The sequence below is a fragment of the Streptococcus sp. 5346 genome, from assembly GCF_013277455.1.
Taxonomy (GTDB): domain Bacteria; phylum Bacillota; class Bacilli; order Lactobacillales; family Streptococcaceae; genus Streptococcus.
Genome location: NZ_VMMY01000013.1, coordinates 24,634 through 42,509 on the forward strand (window position 1 = coordinate 24,634; position 17,876 = coordinate 42,509).

General features: G+C 41.1%; 24 protein-coding genes and 1 other annotated feature. Of the genes, 6 read left to right on the forward strand and 18 right to left on the reverse strand.

Annotation, left to right across the window (positions count from 1 at the left end; translation table 11 throughout):
- The 9 genes from HT732_RS07890 to HT732_RS07930 all read right to left on the reverse strand — a co-directional run bounded on the left by HT732_RS07890 (position 1) and on the right by HT732_RS07930 (position 7,304).
- Positions 1-2,448 (reverse strand): ATP-binding protein, encoded by a 2,448-nt coding sequence (locus HT732_RS07890; RefSeq protein WP_000331160.1) that lies wholly within the window; start codon positions 2,446-2,448, stop codon positions 1-3.
- Positions 2,432-2,824, reverse strand: a complete 393-nt coding sequence (locus tag HT732_RS07895) for a conjugal transfer protein (protein WP_000723888.1) — start codon at positions 2,822-2,824, stop codon at positions 2,432-2,434. Before HT732_RS07895 ends, HT732_RS07890 begins: the two co-directional genes overlap by 17 nt.
- Before the next feature lie 88 nt (positions 2,825-2,912).
- On the reverse strand, positions 2,913-3,410 hold the full coding sequence (locus tag HT732_RS07900) for an antirestriction protein ArdA (protein ID WP_000342539.1): 498 nt from the start codon (positions 3,408-3,410) through the stop codon (positions 2,913-2,915).
- 116 nt (positions 3,411-3,526) lie between these two features.
- Positions 3,527-3,748 carry a hypothetical protein gene (locus HT732_RS07905; RefSeq protein WP_001009056.1) on the reverse strand — a complete coding sequence of 74 codons (222 nt, stop codon included), beginning with the start codon at positions 3,746-3,748 and terminating at the stop codon, positions 3,527-3,529.
- A 42-nt stretch (positions 3,749-3,790) separates the two neighbouring features.
- A complete protein-coding gene (gene mobT, locus HT732_RS07910; protein WP_000398284.1) occupies positions 3,791-4,996 on the reverse strand; it encodes a MobT family relaxase in 1,206 nt (401 codons plus the stop codon).
- Between the two features lie 22 nt (positions 4,997-5,018).
- Positions 5,019-5,171 (reverse strand): hypothetical protein, encoded by a 153-nt coding sequence (locus tag HT732_RS07915; RefSeq protein ID WP_000879507.1) that lies wholly within the window; start codon positions 5,169-5,171, stop codon positions 5,019-5,021.
- A gap of 2 nt (positions 5,172-5,173) precedes the next feature.
- The gene (locus HT732_RS07920; protein WP_000813488.1) at positions 5,174-6,559 is read right to left on the reverse strand and encodes an FtsK/SpoIIIE domain-containing protein; all 1,386 of its coding nucleotides are present in this window, start codon (positions 6,557-6,559) and stop codon (positions 5,174-5,176) included.
- Positions 6,560-6,587: 28 nt separating this feature from the next.
- Positions 6,588-6,974, reverse strand: coding sequence for a YdcP family protein (locus HT732_RS07925; protein ID WP_000985015.1), 387 nt, complete (start codon positions 6,972-6,974; stop codon positions 6,588-6,590).
- Between the two features lie 15 nt (positions 6,975-6,989).
- Positions 6,990-7,304, reverse strand: a complete 315-nt coding sequence (locus HT732_RS07930; RefSeq protein WP_000420682.1) for a YdcP family protein — start codon at positions 7,302-7,304, stop codon at positions 6,990-6,992.
- Between the two features lie 411 nt (positions 7,305-7,715).
- Between HT732_RS07930 and HT732_RS07935 the strand changes: the two genes are divergently transcribed.
- The 5 genes from HT732_RS07935 (at position 7,716) to HT732_RS07955 (ending at position 9,664) form a co-directional block, all read left to right on the forward strand.
- Positions 7,716-7,952, forward strand: a complete 237-nt coding sequence (locus HT732_RS07935; protein ID WP_000964738.1) for a GlsB/YeaQ/YmgE family stress response membrane protein — start codon at positions 7,716-7,718, stop codon at positions 7,950-7,952.
- 76 nt (positions 7,953-8,028) lie between these two features.
- Positions 8,029-8,601, forward strand: a complete 573-nt coding sequence (amaP, locus tag HT732_RS07940; RefSeq protein WP_173254547.1) for an alkaline shock response membrane anchor protein AmaP — start codon at positions 8,029-8,031, stop codon at positions 8,599-8,601.
- Between the two features lie 11 nt (positions 8,602-8,612).
- Positions 8,613-8,783 carry a DUF2273 domain-containing protein gene (locus tag HT732_RS07945; protein ID WP_000455065.1) on the forward strand — a complete coding sequence of 57 codons (171 nt, stop codon included), beginning with the start codon at positions 8,613-8,615 and terminating at the stop codon, positions 8,781-8,783.
- Between the two features lie 38 nt (positions 8,784-8,821).
- Positions 8,822-9,430: an Asp23/Gls24 family envelope stress response protein gene (locus HT732_RS07950; protein ID WP_173254548.1), complete on the forward strand. Its 609-nt coding sequence runs from the start codon at positions 8,822-8,824 to the stop codon at positions 9,428-9,430.
- A 30-nt stretch (positions 9,431-9,460) separates the two neighbouring features.
- Entirely contained in the window at positions 9,461-9,664 is a 204-nt protein-coding gene (locus tag HT732_RS07955) for a CsbD family protein (RefSeq protein ID WP_000109960.1), read from the forward strand.
- Positions 9,665-9,773: 109 nt separating this feature from the next.
- Here the strand turns inward: HT732_RS07955 and HT732_RS07960 are convergent, their stop codons facing one another.
- Both HT732_RS07960 and HT732_RS07965 read right to left on the reverse strand, forming a co-directional pair.
- Positions 9,774-10,076: a transposase gene (locus HT732_RS07960; protein WP_345890508.1), complete on the reverse strand. Its 303-nt coding sequence runs from the start codon at positions 10,074-10,076 to the stop codon at positions 9,774-9,776.
- Between the two features lie 9 nt (positions 10,077-10,085).
- On the reverse strand, positions 10,086-10,541 hold the full coding sequence (locus HT732_RS07965; protein WP_000155442.1) for a GNAT family N-acetyltransferase: 456 nt from the start codon (positions 10,539-10,541) through the stop codon (positions 10,086-10,088).
- 69 nt (positions 10,542-10,610) lie between these two features.
- Between HT732_RS07965 and HT732_RS07970 the strand changes: the two genes are divergently transcribed.
- The gene (locus HT732_RS07970) at positions 10,611-11,270 is read left to right on the forward strand and encodes an A24 family peptidase (protein WP_173254549.1); all 660 of its coding nucleotides are present in this window, start codon (positions 10,611-10,613) and stop codon (positions 11,268-11,270) included.
- Here HT732_RS07970 and trpA read toward each other — a convergent pair.
- From trpA to trpE, 7 genes are read right to left on the reverse strand one after another with little or no spacing between them, the layout of a single operon-like run.
- Positions 11,242-12,018 carry a tryptophan synthase subunit alpha gene (trpA, locus tag HT732_RS07975; RefSeq protein WP_173254550.1) on the reverse strand — a complete coding sequence of 259 codons (777 nt, stop codon included), beginning with the start codon at positions 12,016-12,018 and terminating at the stop codon, positions 11,242-11,244. The two genes, HT732_RS07970 and trpA, sit on opposite strands and share 29 nt — an antisense overlap.
- Positions 12,011-13,234 (reverse strand): tryptophan synthase subunit beta, encoded by a 1,224-nt coding sequence (gene trpB, locus HT732_RS07980; RefSeq protein ID WP_173254551.1) that lies wholly within the window; start codon positions 13,232-13,234, stop codon positions 12,011-12,013. Before trpB ends, trpA begins: the two co-directional genes overlap by 8 nt.
- Positions 13,212-13,811: a phosphoribosylanthranilate isomerase gene (locus HT732_RS07985; RefSeq protein ID WP_125393364.1), complete on the reverse strand. Its 600-nt coding sequence runs from the start codon at positions 13,809-13,811 to the stop codon at positions 13,212-13,214. The genes trpB and HT732_RS07985 overlap by 23 nt, the downstream gene beginning before the upstream one ends.
- Complete coding sequence (trpC, locus tag HT732_RS07990) at positions 13,798-14,565, reverse strand: indole-3-glycerol phosphate synthase TrpC (RefSeq protein WP_173254552.1); 768 nt, start codon at positions 14,563-14,565, stop codon at positions 13,798-13,800. The genes HT732_RS07985 and trpC overlap by 14 nt, the downstream gene beginning before the upstream one ends.
- A complete protein-coding gene (gene trpD, locus HT732_RS07995) occupies positions 14,562-15,566 on the reverse strand; it encodes an anthranilate phosphoribosyltransferase (protein ID WP_173254553.1) in 1,005 nt (334 codons plus the stop codon). Before trpD ends, trpC begins: the two co-directional genes overlap by 4 nt.
- A gap of 10 nt (positions 15,567-15,576) precedes the next feature.
- A complete protein-coding gene (locus HT732_RS08000) occupies positions 15,577-16,143 on the reverse strand; it encodes an aminodeoxychorismate/anthranilate synthase component II (protein WP_173254554.1) in 567 nt (188 codons plus the stop codon).
- Complete coding sequence (gene trpE, locus HT732_RS08005; RefSeq protein ID WP_173254555.1) at positions 16,140-17,501, reverse strand: anthranilate synthase component I; 1,362 nt, start codon at positions 17,499-17,501, stop codon at positions 16,140-16,142. The genes HT732_RS08000 and trpE overlap by 4 nt, the downstream gene beginning before the upstream one ends.
- 71 nt (positions 17,502-17,572) lie before the next feature.
- Positions 17,573-17,804: a binding site (T-box leader), on the reverse strand.
- Between the last annotated feature and the right edge of the window lie 72 nt (positions 17,805-17,876).

Here is a 17,876-nt window from a genome sequence, read left to right on the forward strand (position 1 = left end):
TTACACCTCTTTTCGCACAGGTGGTCTGGTATCAAAGGCATGGAGCAGTTCTTCAAATACAGGGTGGAACTGTATCACACCGACACGACCATATAAATCACTGATAAGGCATTGCCCGTTTTCCAAATCACGCAATCGCTTCTGATTGTTTTCGTCCTCTGGGTCTACACCAAAAAAGGCAAGGGTTTTTTTAATCTCGTTAAGGTCAGTGGAACGAAAGGCAAATTTTAAGCCGAGGTTATTTTTCAGTTTTTCATCTAAGAGGTCATCTGTATTTTGGGTCACGAAATATACCCCAGCGTTCATAGCACGACCAGCACGAACCAGCTTCATAGATAGTGTTTTCCCTTGTGCCACCTGTAAGAAGCTCCATGCTTCGTCTAAGTCTACAATCTTGAAAATACTTCGGTCTGTATGGATAAAGTCCAACGCAAAGGTACTAATGACAATCAGCATTGCTACCGATAGTAACTCCATTGTGGTATATTCCTCAAAGGAAGTTTCCTTGTCAGGAAGTACCAAGTCCGCAACCTGTATAATGTTCAGTTGTTTTTCTAAGCTGATAGACTGCTCCACATAACCATTACTGAATAATAAATGTGCAAAGTCATAGTCTGTAAAACTTTCGATATGGTCGGCTATACTGGTACTTAGTGGCGTATTCTCAACCCGTAATTCCTCAATCACTTTCATCAACCCTCGTACTTCACTATTGGTTACTGCACGAATGGCTTTTCTAAGGATTGGGAAGCGTTCCCCATCACGAGAGGAAATCCCCGTAAGGAATGTCAGAATATCAATAGCCAGTGATTCAGAATCTTTGGGATTTTTCATAATCACATAAGGGTCAAGTAAGCCTTTGTTTTTCTCATCAGAAGTCAGAGTGACGATATTGATTTCATGGGAAATCTCTGGCAAGGTTTCTTTCCATCTGCCACGTTCTGCTTTTGGGTCTACAATCACTGCTTGTGCCCCATAAAGCACCGCATAATAGACGATAAGGTTATTCGCAAAGGATTTACCACCACCCAGCGAACCAACAAAAGCCGACGCTAACGCATTGGTTACTGAACCCTTAACCCCTTGACTGGCAAGAGCAGGTTTCAGATAGACATTGCGTCCAGTATCTAAGCTGTAGCCAACATAAATCCCCTCATTTTCCCCCAGCATTTGAGTAGCACCAAAACCTAAACCAGCGAGGAAATCAGAGGTCACGTATTGAATATAATCATTCATATAACGCTTGCTGGCAGGTAAAAATTCTTCATGTAAGCCGAGCATATCCCCAAATGGTCGTACCAGTTTTACGCTTAAATCGTCATAAAAATCTTTCACTTCATTACAACGACGTTTGAGTTCGTCAAGATCATTTGCTGATACCCTTACCACATAAGACAGCTTGTACATAGATTCCTTGCTTTGGTCTAAATTGGTTTCCAGCTCATTCACACTTTCCAGAGCTTCCGCCACATTGGAGCTGGTTTCATTATCACTTTGCCAAGCGTGGTTATCCAAGTCTTTCAGTTCTTTCTTTTTATTGCGGACAGTAGATAGGGCTTTACGATTCGCTACAATTTCCACATTCATTGACGTATCAATCGGGAATGTAAATTGCTGTTGCTGGTAGTAGAAGATTTCAGAGGACGGGAAGTCCAGTTCTCCGACAATGCTGTTAATGGTAAAGTAAGCTACATAGACGGTTTCATCTTCCTGCTGGATTTTCAAATATCGCTGTTTTTCTTCCACCAAACAGCGAGTAGGCTTAATCAAGTCATAGTATTTAATCAGCGTTTCATTATCCAGCTTTTTCTTTGATAGATGGTACTCATACTCTTCATAGGCAGTGCCTGTCTGTCCGTAAAGGTGTTCAATCAGATAGCCGAAGTCGTCCTTATCTAACCTGCGGATTTTGAAACGACGAGAGATTTTATTTTCTAAGAGCTTTTCCATCTTCTGAAAACGCAGGATTTCATCATTACTCATACTAACAAAATCGCCCATCAGCTTATGGTTCACATCATAGACAAAATCAGACAAAGCATTTTTTGCTTCAACGGTAAGACTTTTCATAGAAAACTCCTGATCGTTGAGAAGCAACTTAAAGCCGATAAAGAAACGGTAGTTCACTTGATTTTCGCCAATCATGGATATTAAAGCGTCTGTCTGTTGGTCGATTTTGTCATAGGCAACCGCTTTGAGCTTGCCAGTGACTTCATTTTTGGAACGCTCTTGTGCAGAACGTATGCTGGATTCTGTACTGATTTGTAAAGCATGAATTTTGCCATCACGATTTTGTGCGATAAGCTGTCTGAAAGAATCATGCACTTGTATTTTCTGTTCTGGACTTAGAAATGAGTAATTGTAAGGAACAAGCTCATAGTAAGCATAACATTCCCCGTCTTTATTCCAGACGAGATTGTTTTCAATGTATTTAATTGGATATGCCATAAAATTCACTCCTAACTGCTGTAATGGCTTCTTGTGGCTGGTTTCTGCCAAGCGTTACTTTTTTTCCTGCATAGGTCAGCTTTGGTCGCAGTGCATAAGCAATGACAGACTTCAAAAATCCATAAGGCTTTTTACCATCAAAAGTTTTTGTAGACATAAACCATGTGAAAGCCACAGGAATCCCAAAGTATTTGAGAAATGCTCCCTCTATCATGGAAAGAGGGGGCAAGTTGCCAAGTATCATCACTGCAAAGAGTGACACGACAAACCATGTCATTTGCGTAAAGGTTATGGGAAACGGAAGTCTAAAATCATTGATAGAATACAGTACCTTTTCCACAGACCAGATACTGGTATAGCTTCGTATTTTCTTCATGTAATCAATCCTTTCATAAAAAATAGGGGTAGCTGATTGAGCCACCCCGTAAAATAGAAAATCTGCCAGTAGTAATGTACCGACAGATTTAATAGACGATTTCAAAAATCCCATGATTGGTTGAGATAAACGTTCCTGAAAGGTCTAAATCCCGACCATAGGCTTGATAATCAATATAGTTTTGAAGACTAGCTGGTACTTCGCCTAAAGCACCCGTTTCTTCAATGTAGTAGCGTGCCACGTCATACATATCATCACAATCGGAATGAATGATAATATCCTCTTGATGTTCGCTTAGTTCTTCAATGCTTGAAAAATGAGTGAGCAGAGCAGATAGCTCCGATTGTAATTCTTCGGGTAATTCCGATACCATTTCCCATAGTCGATTGAGTTCGCCAATGGAAGTGTATTCGTCAACCGTAAAGGGTAACTCGTAGTCATGAATGGCGTATTCCTCATATTCATCATTCAAGCCGATTTTCTCTTTGACTTCCTCAAAGTCAATGGGAAAGGTAAACCACGCACCGACCAATTCGCCCTCATTGTATTTGCCTAAATTCGCAATATAGACTTGCATATCGTCCATATATTCACGTCCTTTCTTTGTAGAGATTCAAAAATCCCTACCGCACTTCGTTTGGTGTACCATTCCTTTGCGGAACATAAGAAAACCACTTATATTCCACAAAAGAACGGTTTTATTTAAGCACCAATAATGCGATTGAATAGCTCTAGTAAAATGTCTTTTACTCCAGCAGCGTTGAAGACTAAGCCAACCGCAATAATCGCAATAATTAAAAAGCCAATCAGTTTGCTAAACTCACGCTTGAAGCCAAGATACAAGCCAATCACAACGATTGCTAAAAGCACCAGTGATTGAGCGTTTGATAGAAACCAGTTATAAAGGTTTTGTCCAAAATTCATAAAAATGTTCTCCTCTCTATATTCAATGAATTTGTATTTGAGTTATTTTTTTGTTGTTATCACGTCCTGTTCTTTTACTGACTGTTGCTTCAAAATCTGCTTGTGTCGGTCTGTCAGTTTCGCATGGTCGAGAATGTCTTTTACAACCTGCGTCTGGTTGATTTCATCAAGTTTAATCGCAACCTTTAAGGTCGGGGCAACTTGATGAGATAGCCAGTTCAGCGTCCTTTGGAAGGAGTAAGGCTCTGGTTTTGTGGTTAGTTTTAATCGTTCACGATTGTTCCCAATAAACCAAGCCCATTCTTCATTCAGTTTCCAATCAGAACGAGGTTTGGAATCGTCTTTATCTACAAAACGGATATACCGATTGATAATTTTAAAGGCGGTATGCTCTGGATTGTCATAGACGAGTAAATCACGGACTGCATAATAGGCACGCTCATTTTTCAATCGAATCTCAAAACGGTTTTTTACTTCTGCGTCTTCAATGGGAATATCATTTTTCTTGTACTGCTCGTAGTCCTTTTCATAGATACAGAAATAAACTTCACTTTGTAATGAACCGATATAGAGGGTGTTTCCCATACATTCCTTTTCCTCTTTGCGTACCAGTTCGCCACTGCGATAGCTTTTAAAACTGCGGAAGACGGAGATACATTCTTCCTGTTGGCACTTTTCAGTGAGTACAGGGATATTTAAAATCCCTGTCTTATCGTTAATGGCAAGGTCAAGGCGTTTCATCACACCGCCAGCCACCAAAACGTCCATAAAGAACTCATACCAGCTTCTTTGTTGTGCCAGAAGATAGCTTTCAAATTGTCTGCACCCACGACCTTTCAATTCCACCAGAACTCCTTTGTCCAGTTCATGGGAGCAAAGGACGAATATGTCGCCTAAAGCATAATGCTCTGAATAAGAATAGAAACCATAGTCCTCATGAAGAAAATAGGACAGTTTCAGTTGTAAGATGTTTTCGACCACCTGCTGTACGTCTGTTGTCGGAAAGCGAATTCTTACATAATCAAACAGCATTTCAAGGGGAGCGTCGGGATTGAAGCGTTCCAGAGCTTCCCAAAGGGACTGCTGTAAATCCTCTGATGGCTTGACTTTTCCTGTTTCAATATCGCTTAGATACTGCCTTGTAATACCAGTCGCAACAGCTAAACGGTTTTGAGATAGTCCATAAGCCAAGCGTTTTTCTTTTAAATGCTGTAACCAAGTTTGTTCATTCAGTAAAAATCCCTCCAATCAAAAAGGCGTATGTCAACTTTTAAAGCCCATTTGACATACGCTGAAATTTTGTAAATCCCTTGTAACCAAAGGATTTTCTAATGTTTTTTTGACTGTTTCCTGTCGATTTGTACCCCCCTGTTAGATACGGGGGGTTAAGTGCTGGCGTGGCTATTGCCACACCAGCCAGCAAGATCAGTCCACACCTGCGACTTCCGCTTCGCACGTCGCCTGCGTGGACTGTCTGCTGTTGGATAACTTTTTAATTTCCTCCAAGAAATCATATCCTTTTGGTACAAGGGGAGTATAAAACTCTGATATGACACTTGTTCCTACATCAACATAGCCACGACCTTTGATTCGCTTTAAGAAGAAATCCTTTTGTACGTCACTGCCAAACATCATGCCATAGCCCATTTCAGACATACGACCTAAAGCCACTCTGAAATTAAACTGATCACGGATTCCGTCGCCTAAATATTTTGCGTCTGGACGTTGACAAGCCAGTATTAGAAAGAAGCCAGCTTGACGACCTAACATGACAATCTGTTTCAGCTTATTCATAACTGCGGTGTTTTCTTTTGTTCCCAGCATTTCCATGAAAGCGACGTATTCATCAAAGATTAAGAAGTGTGCCGGGAGACCTAAGTAAGCATAATTTTTGCCAGTCTTATAGTTCTTCATCTGCTTCATTTCCTCACTACGTTTCATCATTTCTTCATAGAATGTTTCAATGCAAGAAAGCAAGTCTTCTTTTCTATAGTAGACATTTGCCATCACAGAACCTAAGTCCGCAAGATCAGCATTTTTCGGGTCAAGAATATACAGTTTTGAATCTGTATGAAGCAAGGCTTCAATCAGTGTCAGTATAAAGTAAGTTTTACCGCCACCTGTACCACCAGCAATCAACATATGAGGGAGCTTATCATATTCCCACCATACGTTTTTCATTAAGCGAAGTTTACCATCTTTAGCTTCTACTTCATCAATAGAAATACGACTGGCTATGGTGTCATAGAGCAAAGTATATTCCACATAGGAATCCTTTAACTCTTTATCCGTCAGCTCACAGTACAAGCCACTCTCTAATTTCTTTTCCAAGTGTAAGAGTTGGTCTTGATATTTTCCCAGCGTGATTTCCACCCGTATCTGTATCAAGCCATTTTTAAGTCGATAATACATTTTAGGGAAGTAGGTTATCTTTTCCTTTGTACGACCAGCACTATCTTTAAAGAAACCCTCTGTTTTGACCTGTTCAGATTCATACCACTTGTTTTCAAGTATCATCTTTGCCAGTTTTTGACGGTGGTAAAGTTGTTTAACCGTATCATAGCGAACCCGTTTGAATACAAACGCTACCAGCAAGCAGATAAGAATTGCGACACTGAAACTGATAATTAAATAGGGAATGTCAATCTTATCTGCTTGTGATAGGTTAAAATCCTGCCAGTTGATCTGCTGGATTGTCTTCACATGAAACAGTCCGACAACCAGCAGGAAAACAGGCAGGAGTGACGCTATCGTAAAATGAAAGACTAAATCTTTACCAGATGGGCGAATCCTTTTACCACGCTGTTTCATGCGAAAAAGTCTCCTTTCTACCTAGCGACTATTTGTCTTGTGTCGGTTCTTTCTTTGCTTGTGGTTGAGCTTTGAATGAACTAGAATCCTTTGTCAGCACAATATCGTCTGCCTTGATATACCAGTCAACATCTGCTCCTTGATAGGTGGCAGTAGCAACGGTGTCCGCAATGGGATTGATAAGTTCCACCCGTGCGTTATAATCAAACTCTTTCAAAGGCACGCTGGCAGGAATACTTACTTGAATCATGCGTCCTTGTCCTTTGGATTTTAAGTCATAGGTACGTTCCTTGATTTCATCTGAAACCGACCCGTCTTCATTTTGGATTCTCACTTCACGACGTAGAGCAGAGAATTTCAATTCTCCAAAAGTCGTGTCTTTATCTAATACAATGCCATTTGCTAATCTCATCATTTTTCCTCTCTTTCTTTATTCTTTTATCATGTCGTCAGCATGTAAAAGGTAATTTGTAAAACCACGAGTGCCGATTTTGTAGCCCTCTGCGGTAATACGTGGATTGACTAACTTCACACGTTCCTCAAAGCCGAAATGTTTTTCGCCAGCTTCAGCAGGAAGCACCACCACAATATCATCTGCTCTTTGAACATCAGAATAGAGATTATAGCTTCTTGATAAGACAGTTAGCCGTCCGTTGATTCTTCGCTGAACGACTTTATCCTCGCCAGCAAATTCTAAATTGCCGAATGTTTTTTCCATGTTGGGAATCACAAATTTAAGTTCCATATTTTTACCTATCCTTTCTTTTTTATTGGCTGAATGAATGTTTGATGGTCTTAAAGAGTGGGGAACGACCTTTTGATTCTTGATTTTTTGTTTTCATAAGTTCACTTCCTTTCAAAATCGGGTAAAAAAATAGACACCTCATTTTTTGAAGTGTCTACCTATTAAATATTCAAATTTTATTGGAAGTATCTTTATATCTTCACTTTTCAAGGATAAATCGTCGTATCAAAGCTCATTCATAAGTAGTAAATTAGTAGTAAATTGAGTGGTTTTGACCTTGATAAAGTGTGATAAGTCCAGTTTTTATGCGGATAACTAGATTTTTATGCTATTTTTTATTAAAAAATTATATAATAGCAACAATCAAAAAAATTGATTTTTTGAGATTAAAATAAAAAAGGAGGGTAAGCAATGTTGTGGTCAATTATTGCAGGAGGTCTTATTGGTCTCTTGGCAGGTAAAATCACTAAAAAAGGTAGTTCTATGGGAATCATCGCAAACATCTTTGCTGGTTTAATTGGAGCATCTGTTGGACAATCACTACTTGGTAGCTGGGGCCCATCCATCGCTGGAATGGCTTTGATCCCATCTATTGCAGGAGCAGCAATTGTTGTTACTGTAGTATCATTCTTTACAGGTAAAAAATAATTACTTGTAGAATAAACTATTTTTAAATAGATTAGACGGGTAAAAATAGTTTTATGTTAAATCGAAAGGATTGTATATGTCAAAAACAAAGAAAATATTTTTAATTATTTTCTGTATTTTAATCTTGACAATTTTCCTTCCTGTTTTGATAGATTATCATCAAGTTAGTGATCTAGGTATTCAGCTATTTAGCTGGAGACAGAATCATTTCATTGAATTCTATCTCTCTAGATATATATTCTGGGGGATAGTGGCTCTATCAACTTTAGTTTTGTTATCGATGTTAGTTGTGTTGTTTTATCCTAAACGTTATTTGGAAATTCAACTTGAAACTAAAAACGATACATTAAAATTAAAGAATTCGGCAATTGAAGGTTTTGTTAGAAGTTTGGTGAGTGATCATGGATTGATCAAGAACCCAACTGTTCATGTAAATTTACGAAAAAATAAATGTTTCGTTCATGTAGAAGGTAAAATTCTTCCTTCGGACAACATCGCTGACAGATGCCAACTAATTCAAAATGAAATAACTAATGGATTGAAGCAGTTTTTTGGTATTGAGCGTCAGGTTAAACTAGAAGTTCTAGTAAAAGACTACCAGCCTAAACCAAAACCTCAAAACAAAAAGACTGTTAGTCGTGTGAGGTAAGGAAGTAAAAAATGGAATGGCTTAAACAATATCGATATCCAATTATCGCTGGTCTCATAGGCGTATTTCTCGCTTGTTTGATTGTCTCCTTTGGCTTCTTCAAAACAATATTTGTATTGATTTTAGGAGCACTGGGAGTTGCAGCTGGATTCTATATCGAAAAAAACTATATAGATAAATAAAAAAATAAAAATTACTAATTTAATTAAAGGAGTTTCATATGTCAAACGAAAAAAACACAAACACTAACGTAGAAAAGAAAGATGCTACTGTTGTAGCTCACGAAATCAAAGGGGAACTTACTTACGAAGATAAAGTTATCCAAAAAATCATTGGTCTGTCACTAGAAAACGTTTCAGGTCTTTTGGGAATCGACGGTGGTTTCTTCTCAAATCTTAAAGAAAAAATCGTTAACAGCGATGACGTAACAAGTGGTGTTAACGTAGAAGTTGGTAAAACACAAGTTGCAGTTGACTTAAACGTTATTGTTGAGTACCAAAAAAATGTTCCAGCTTTATATTCAGAAATCAGAGAAATCGTATCTTCAGAAGTTGCTAAAATGACTGACTTGGAAGTTGTTGAAATCAACGTAAACGTTGTCGACATCAAAACTAAAGAACAACATGAAGCAGACTCAGTAAGCCTTCAAGATCGCGTATCTGACGTTGCTGAATCAACAGGAGAATTCGCTTCAGAACAATTCGAAAAAGCTAAATCTGGTCTTGGATCTGGTTTCTCAACTGTTCAAGAAAAAGTTAGCGAAGGCGTAGAAGCTGTTAAAGGTGCAGCAACTGGTGTAGTATCTCACGAAAAAACTCGTGTAAACTAAGATAAAATAAATATAACAGGAGAAATTATCATGTCAGTAGAAGAAAAATTAAATCAAGCTAAAGGTTCTATTAAAGAAGGTGTTGGGAAAGCCATCGGTGATGAAAAAATGGAAAAAGAAGGAACAGCTGAAAAAGTTGTTTCTAAAGTAAAAGAAGTTGCTGAAGATGCCAAAGACGCTGTAGAAGGTGCTATCGAAGGTGTTAAAAACATGTTGAGTGGCGACAATAAATAAGGCTAAAAGTTACTTTATCTTTTTAGTAACATTAGTCAAAAGAGTCTGAGTCAAGATGATTCTCAGAAAACAAAAAGCTAGAGATTTCCAATTGCGGAACTCTAGCTTTTTAATTTTGCCTCTTTCTCTTATTATATTTCAGCAGGTTGTTGACCATGAGTACGAATCCCATGTCAATTCTCTCTTGAAGCTTACCTCTCAGATGACATCTCTTATAACCCAAACGAACCTTTATCTGCCCAAAGACAGATTTCATATCAATCTTACGTTTAGCGAAAATTTGTCTACCCTTGGAAGATAAAAGTGCCTGATATTCTTTAGTTTTTAAACACTGGTAACGTTCATTCATATACAGTCCCTTTTGAGGGGCTGATTCAGGTTCATAATCGCAGTCAACATTTATTTCAAGGATTTTTACTTTCTATCTACTCTTTTTCATTATGTATTTTCGTATAGGTGTTTCAACAATTTGAACGATTTCAAATCCTTCTTTTTGGTAAAGATTTTGAGCTCTTTGATTTGCCTCGAAGACATTTAGAGAAATACTATCTATATCTTCATTTGCAAATGCCAAACTAACAAATTTCCTTAAAACTTGGCTACCTAAGCCTTGCCCCTGTTTCTTGGGGGTGATAAAAAATCTTCCAATATGAAGATTACTGTCTTCTTGCCTGATTTTCTGGATGAGCCCCACAAACTCTTGTCCTTCAAAGATTGAAAAGATTCCTTCCAAATCTTGCAAAACTTGAATTGTCAAGGGAAAAGGAATCATTGTTCCCATCCATTGTTCTTGAAATGATTTGCCAAGGGAGTTGGACCATTGGCATACGAATTGAGCATTTTCTGGGCTCACATTTTCTTCAAAACGAATTGTCATCTTGACCTCACTATCTCATCTATATTTCTCCATTATACTACTTCTCCTATTTTTTACGAATAGATAAGTATGATTGATATTTATTTTTTTCTTGTCGGAAGCATTCTAGCTTCCTTTCTCGGTTTGGTCATTGACCGTTTTCCTGAGCAATCGATTATCCTACCAACTAGTCACTGCGATTCCTGTCAGACTCCCTTGCGTCCCTTAGATTTGATTCCGATTCTCTCGCAGGTGCTCAATCGCTTTCGCTGTCGCTACTGCAAGGCCCCTTATCCTGTCTGGTATGCCCTCTTTGAACTAGGTTTAGGACTCCTCTTTCTGGCTTGGTCTTGGGAATTACTTTCCTTGAGTCAAGTCATCCTAATCACTGCTGGTTTGACCTTGGGTATCTACGACTTTCGCCATCAGGAATATCCCTTACTGGTCTGGATGACTTTCCACCTAATCCTCATGGCTTCCTCTGGCTGGAATCTAGTCATGGTCTTCTTCCTTGCTCTTGGCTTTTTGGCTCATTTTATCGATATCCGCATGGGCGCAGGGGATTTTCTCTTTTTAGCTTCTTGTGCTCTCATCTTTAGTGTAACGGAGTTACTCATCTTGATTCAGTTTGCTTCTGCGATGGGAATTCTAGCCTTTCTCCTGCAAAAGAAAAAGGAAAGACTTCCTTTCGTGCCTTTCCTCTTACTTGCTGCTTGCATGATTATTTTTGGTAATCTACTGCTTGTTTGATAAAGTCCTGAATCGGCTCTCCTTGGTGGAGAGCTTTTACGATTTTTGAACCGACGATAACGCCATCTGACACTGCATTGAAGCGTTCTACATCGGCTTGACTAGATACGCCAAAACCTGTCAAGACTGGGATATCGGCCACTTGATGCAATTGTGCCAAGTGCTTGTCCAAGTCTGCGCGGTAATTGCCAGATTTCCCTGTCACCCCATTGATGGCAACCGCATAGACAAATCCTTCTGCCCCTTTAATTAATTCTTTCTGGCGCTCAATCCCTGTCGTCAAACTAACTAGGGGAATCAAGGCGATATCTGTATCTGCCAAAAATGGTTCTACAAAGTTGGCATGCTCATGAGGCAGGTCTGGAATAATCAAGCCCTTAACCGCTGTATCTGCCAAATCTTTGACAAAGTTCTCAACACCGTACTGAAAGAGGGGGTTGAAGTAGGTCATGATGACCAGCGGAACCTCTGTTTCAATTGTTTTCAAGGTTTCAACCAAAGCCTGGGTAGAGGTCCCGTGGGCTAGACTGCGCAGACCTGCTTCTTCGATCACAGGTCCATCTGCGACAGGATCTGAAAAGGGAATTCCCACTTCAATTGCAGAGACACCCAAATCTTCTAAAAAGTGAATTGTTTCAGCAAGACCGTCCAAACCTTTCTCATGGTCTCCAGCCATGATATAGGGAACGAAAATTCCTTTTCCAGTTGCTTTTATAGCATTCAATTTTTCTGTTAGTGTCTTAGGCATGAGCTTCTCCCTCCTTTGCTGCATCTGCTTCCAAGCGGTCCTTGACTTGAACCACATCCTTGTCCCCACGACCTGATAGGCAGACAATCATAGACTTTTCTGATCCAAGTTCTTTGGCCAATTTCACCGCAAAGGCGATAGCATGGCTAGATTCCAAGGCTGGGATAATTCCTTCCACACGAGACAAAAGTTGAAATCCTTCCAAGGCTTCTTCGTCCGTCACAGGAACATAGCTGGCACGTTTGATATCGTGGTAGTGAGAATGTTCTGGACCGATACCAGGATAGTCCAAACCTGCCGAGATAGAGAAGGCTTCAAGAATTTGACCATGGGCATCTTGGAGCACATCCATGAGGGAACCGTGAAGGACACCCGGACGACCCTTGGTCAAGGTAGCTGCGTGGTGCTCTGTGTCTACACCAAGTCCAGCTGCTTCAGCCCCATACATGGCTACTGACTCATCTTCTACAAAGGGATGGAAGAGACCGATGGCATTCGACCCACCACCAACACAGGCTACTAAAGCATCTGGTAGATCTTGGCCTGTCAAGTCACGATACTGTTGTTTAGCCTCTCGACCAATGACACTTTGGAAATCACGAACAATTTCTGGGAATGGATGAGGACCCAAGGCAGAACCAAGAATATAGTGGGTATCATCGATATTTGCCACCCATGAACGAAGGGCTGCATTAACCGCATCCTTGAGCACGCGCGAACCGTCTGTCACTGCCTCAACCTTAGCTCCCAAAAGCTCCATACGGAAGACATTGAGGGCTTGGCGTTTGACATCTTCCTCACCCATGTAGATGGTACATTCCATGTTAAAGAGGGCTGCAGCAGTTGCAGTTGCCACACCGTGCTGACCAGCACCTGTTTCAGCGATAATTTTCTTTTTACCCATGCGTTTAGCCAGAAGAACTTGTCCCAAGGCATTGTTAATCTTGTGGGCCCCTGTATGGTTAAGGTCTTCACGTTTAAGATAAATCTTGGCTCCGCCAATATGCTGGGTCAAGTTTTTTGCGTAGTAAAGAGGAGTTTCACGCCCCACGTACTGACGTAAGAGTTGGTTTAATTCCTCTTGGAAACTTGGGTCTGCCTGACTTTCACGGTAGGCCTTCTCCAACTCCAAAACTGCTGTCATCAATGTTTCTGGGACAAAACGTCCGCCGAATTTTCCGTAAAATCCATCTTTATTTGGTTCTTGATATGCCATTCTTTACCCTCTCTATAAATCTTCTAATCTTTTCATGATCTTTTTGTCCATCTGTCTCCACTCCGCTTGATACATCGACTGCATAGGGAGTAAAGTGTTGAATTGCTTTTACTACATTGTCTTCATTAAGCCCACCTGCGATAAAGAAGGGCTGAGTTAGTCCAATCGTATCCAGTTGAGCCCAGTCAAAGGTCTGGCCACTCCCTGCCACAGGGGCATCAAAGAGTAGATAGTCTGCCTGAGAATTGGGTACATGACCATCTCCACCCACCTGCACCGCCTGAATACTGGCACAAGGCAAATTCTCAAACAAATCATCTGCCACCTGACCGTGAACTTGAACCAAGTCCAAGCCAACGTTGTCAATGACTTCTAGCAGTTCTGCCCGACTTGGTGAAACAAATACACCAACCTTTTTCACATCTGCAGGAATAAGCTTTGCCAGCTCAGCAGCCTGATCCAAGGTCACCTGTCTTTTACTAGGTGCAAAGACAAAACCGATGTAGTCGGCTCCTGCTGAAACGGCTGTTCCCACCGCTTCCTTGGTCGATAGTCCACAAATCTTAACCTTTGTCAATCTGCAACTCCTTGATTCTCTGGGCTACATCTTCTGCCTGCATAAGAGCTGTCCCTACCAAAATTCCGTTAAAGTATGGTGCTACTCGTTCCGCATCCTGCCCTGTGAAAATAGCAGATTCAGAAATGTACAAGCAATCATCTTTGAAATGTTTAGCCAAATCTACACTGGTCTGCAAGTCGACCTCAAAGGTGGTCAAGTTGCGGTTATTAACCCCAATAATCTCAGCACCAAGCCTGTGGGCCACTTCTAGTTCAGCTAGATTGTGAGTCTCCACCAAGACTTCCAGACCAAGCTCTGTCGCGTAGTCATAGAGTTCCTTGAGGCGTTCTTCTGACAAGGCAGCGACAATGAGTAAGATAACTGTCGCACCAGCATTGCGAGCACGGATGATTTGCTTTTCATCGATGATAAAGTCCTTGTTGAGCGTCGGAATCTCTACCTGACTGGAAATCTCCCGCAGATAATCCAAATGCCCTTTAAAGAAAACCTCATCTGTCAGAACAGAAATCATCACTGCTCCGTTTGCTTCATAAGTCTGGGCCTGTTGCACAATATCCACATCGAGATTGATATCTCCCAGACTAGGGCTAGCTTTCTTGACCTCAGCGATTACTTGCAAACGGTCCTGATGATTCTTCAAAAATTCTGCCAAGCGATAGGTCTGGCGCAGGGGCTGGATTTCCTCCAGCTCCATCTGCTCAACCTCACGTGCCTTCTGCTCCAAGATTCGTGCTAAAAATTCCTGACTCATTTTTGGTACTCCTGTAACAGTCTGAGTTTTTCAAGGGCCTTGCCACTAGCAATGACTTGACGAGCTAAGGCAACTCCATCCTTGATATTATCTACCTTACCATTAGCATAGAAACCAAGACCTGCATTTAAAACTGTCGTTTCCAAGAATGGACTTGGTTCGTTTTTCAGAACGCTGAGCAAAATTTCTGCATTTTCCTGAGCATTGCCTCCACGAATATCTTCGATAGCGTAGCGCTCCATCCCCAAATCCTCTGGAGTAAAGCTTGACAAGCTGATTTCGCCATTTTCAAGCAGAGCAATCTTGGTTGTTCCATTCAAACCAGCTTCATCCAGTCCTTCTGGCCCAGCAACCACGATGGCACGTTTGCGACCCATATTTTTCAAAACCTGAGCTGTACTTTCTAGCAATTCTGGACGACTAATTCCAAGAAGCTGTGTTTCCAAAGCCATTGGGTGAATCAGGGGACCAGTCAAGTTCATAATCGTTGGAATTCCCAATTCCAAACGAGCTGGCATGATGTATTTCATAGCTGGGTGCATATTTTTAGCAAAGAGAAAGACGATGCCAGTTTTATCAAAAACTTTACCTAGTTCAGCTGGTTTGAGGTCTAGGTTGATACCCAAGGCTTCGAGGACATCTGCAGAACCAGATTTAGAAGAAATCGAGCGGTTACCGTGTTTTGCCATGTGAACACCACCACCAGCCAAGACAAAGGCTGCAGTTGTGGAGATGTTAAAGCTGAAAGACTTGTCCCCACCTGTACCACAGTTGTCCATGGCATCATGAATCTCAGTTGGAATATGTTGGGCATGCCCTCTCATGACTTGGGCAATGGCTGTGCGTTCTTCAGGTGTTTCCCCCTTCATCTTAAGAGCTAAGAGGAGAGAAGCAATTTGCGCCTCCGTTACACGCCCAGTTACGATACGCTCAATGACATCCGTCATTTCCACACCTGATAAATTTTCAAATTTTGCTAGTTTTTCAATAATCTCTTTCATCCTAGTTTCCTCACTTTACAACCTTCTCGATAAAATTCCGAATAGAAGACAAGCCATCTGGCGTTCCAATGCTCTCTGGATGGTACTGGAAGCCATAAATCGGTAGGTTTTTATGTTGAATCCCCATGATGGCTTGGTCATCAGTCGAACGGGCTGTCACTTCAAAGTTTTCTGGCATTTCTTCAATCAAAATACTGTGGTAACGCATGACCGCACGGCCATCTTCGATACCTTGATACAAAACAGATGGCGCTTCAAAGCTGATATTGCTCTGTTTTCCATGCATGACTTTTGGAGCCAAACCTAACTTACCACCAAAGACTTCTGCAATGGCTTGGTGGCCCAAACAAATTCCAAGAATCGGCTTCTTGCCAGCAAAGTCACGAATCATGTCTTCCATCTTTCCAGCATCAACTGGCCAACCAGGACCGGGCGAAAAGACCAGACCATCTGCTTTTACAGCTTCTTCATACAGCTTGGGATCATCATTTCTCAAGACCTGAACTTCTGCAAAATTCCCAATGTATTGGGCCAAGTTATAAGTAAAAGAATCATAGTTGTCAATCAATAAAATCATGGTCTTAGTTCTCCAATTCTAGTCATAGATTTTGCTTTGTTAATGGTTTCTTGGTATTCGTTTTGGGCGATAGAATCGTAGACAATCCCTGCCCCAGCCTGCACATAGGCTGTTTGATTTTTGAGAATCATAGTTCGGATGGCAATAGCAAAATCCATATCACCCGTCGCAGACAAGTAGCCGATTGCTCCTGCGTATACGCCACGTTTTTCCGTTTCCAGTTCATAAATGCGTCTCATAGCTCGAATCTTTGGTGCTCCAGAAACGGTTCCAGCAGGAAGTGTTGATTTCAAGGCATCCATGGCAGTGAGTTCTGAAAGCAAACGCCCCTTGACCACACTGGTCAAATGCATGACATAGCGGAAGAGCTCCACTTCCATATACTTAGTGACTTGGACACTGGCCGTTTCAGAGATGCGACCAATATCATTACGACCCAAGTCTACTAACATTCGATGCTCTGCTGTTTCCTTCTCATCCGAAAGCAGGTCTGTCGCCAAAGCCTTGTCTTCTTCATCCGTAGCTCCTCTTGGTCGCGTACCTGCAATCGGATTGGTTGTCACGATGCCATTTTTAACTGAAACTAAACTTTCTGGACTGGCACCGATGATTTGATAATCCCCAAAATCATAGAAATAGAGGTAATTGGATGGATTGGTCACGCGGAGATTTCTGTAGAAGTCAAATGGATTTCCAGTAACCTCTGCTGAGAAGCGCTGACTGAGTACACATTGGAACATATCGCCATTACGAATCAAGTCACGAGCTGTTTCCACCATTTCCTCAAACTTCTGAGGAGCGATATGCGGTTTGAAGTCCAGTGGAGATAGATCCAAGTCTTCAAATTCATTTGGAGCAGGAATGCGTAATTCCTCAAGCACTTGGTGCAAGGCTTCTTCCAAGTCTTCTTGGCTACGCTCACTATAAAGAGCATCCTCGATGACATGGATTTTTTCCTTCTTGTGGTCAAAGACCATGTAACTCTCATAGACGAAGAAATGCATGTCTGGCGTTCCAATTGTATCTTCAGGAATTTGACCAATTTCTTCATAAAGCGAAATCATATCGTAACCAACAAAACCAATTGCCCCACCACCAAAAGGTAGCTCTGAATGGTGCTGGCTCTTATGAGTCACTTCATAAAGGAAATCCAAGGGATCCCGATCAATCACTTGACCATTTTGATAGAGAACTCCATTTTCAAACTTAATCTCAAAAACAGGATTATAGGCTAGGATAGAAAAACGAGCTGTTTCCTTGTCTCTCGGAATACTTTCTAAAATAATCTTGTGTTGCCCCTTTAGGCGCATATAAGCCAAGATTGGTGATAAGACATCTCCATGAATGATTCGTTCCATTGTAATTTCCCTTTCAGTTCTACTTCTAGTCCGTGGTGACTGTATGAAAAATCCCCACGCAAAATAGCTTGCGTGAGGACGAAATTCGCGGTGCCACCTCAATTATAGGATTTCTCCTATCTCTCATTCCTGTCTCAGATACCTCCTGTAACAGGCTGTGCGATAAAGGGCACTCCCTTGAGAATTATGTTTTCTTCTCTTGTTTCAGATGGACCCAACCTTACAGCTTTCTCTGCTTGTTTCCAGCAACCACAAGCTCTCTGTGAGAGAAAGGACTGTAATTTTTCCATCTATTATTTCTTAGCTTCTAGGTAGTCTGCAATCGCAGCTACGTCCTTGTCTCCACGACCAGAGACATTGATGATGAGATTTTCA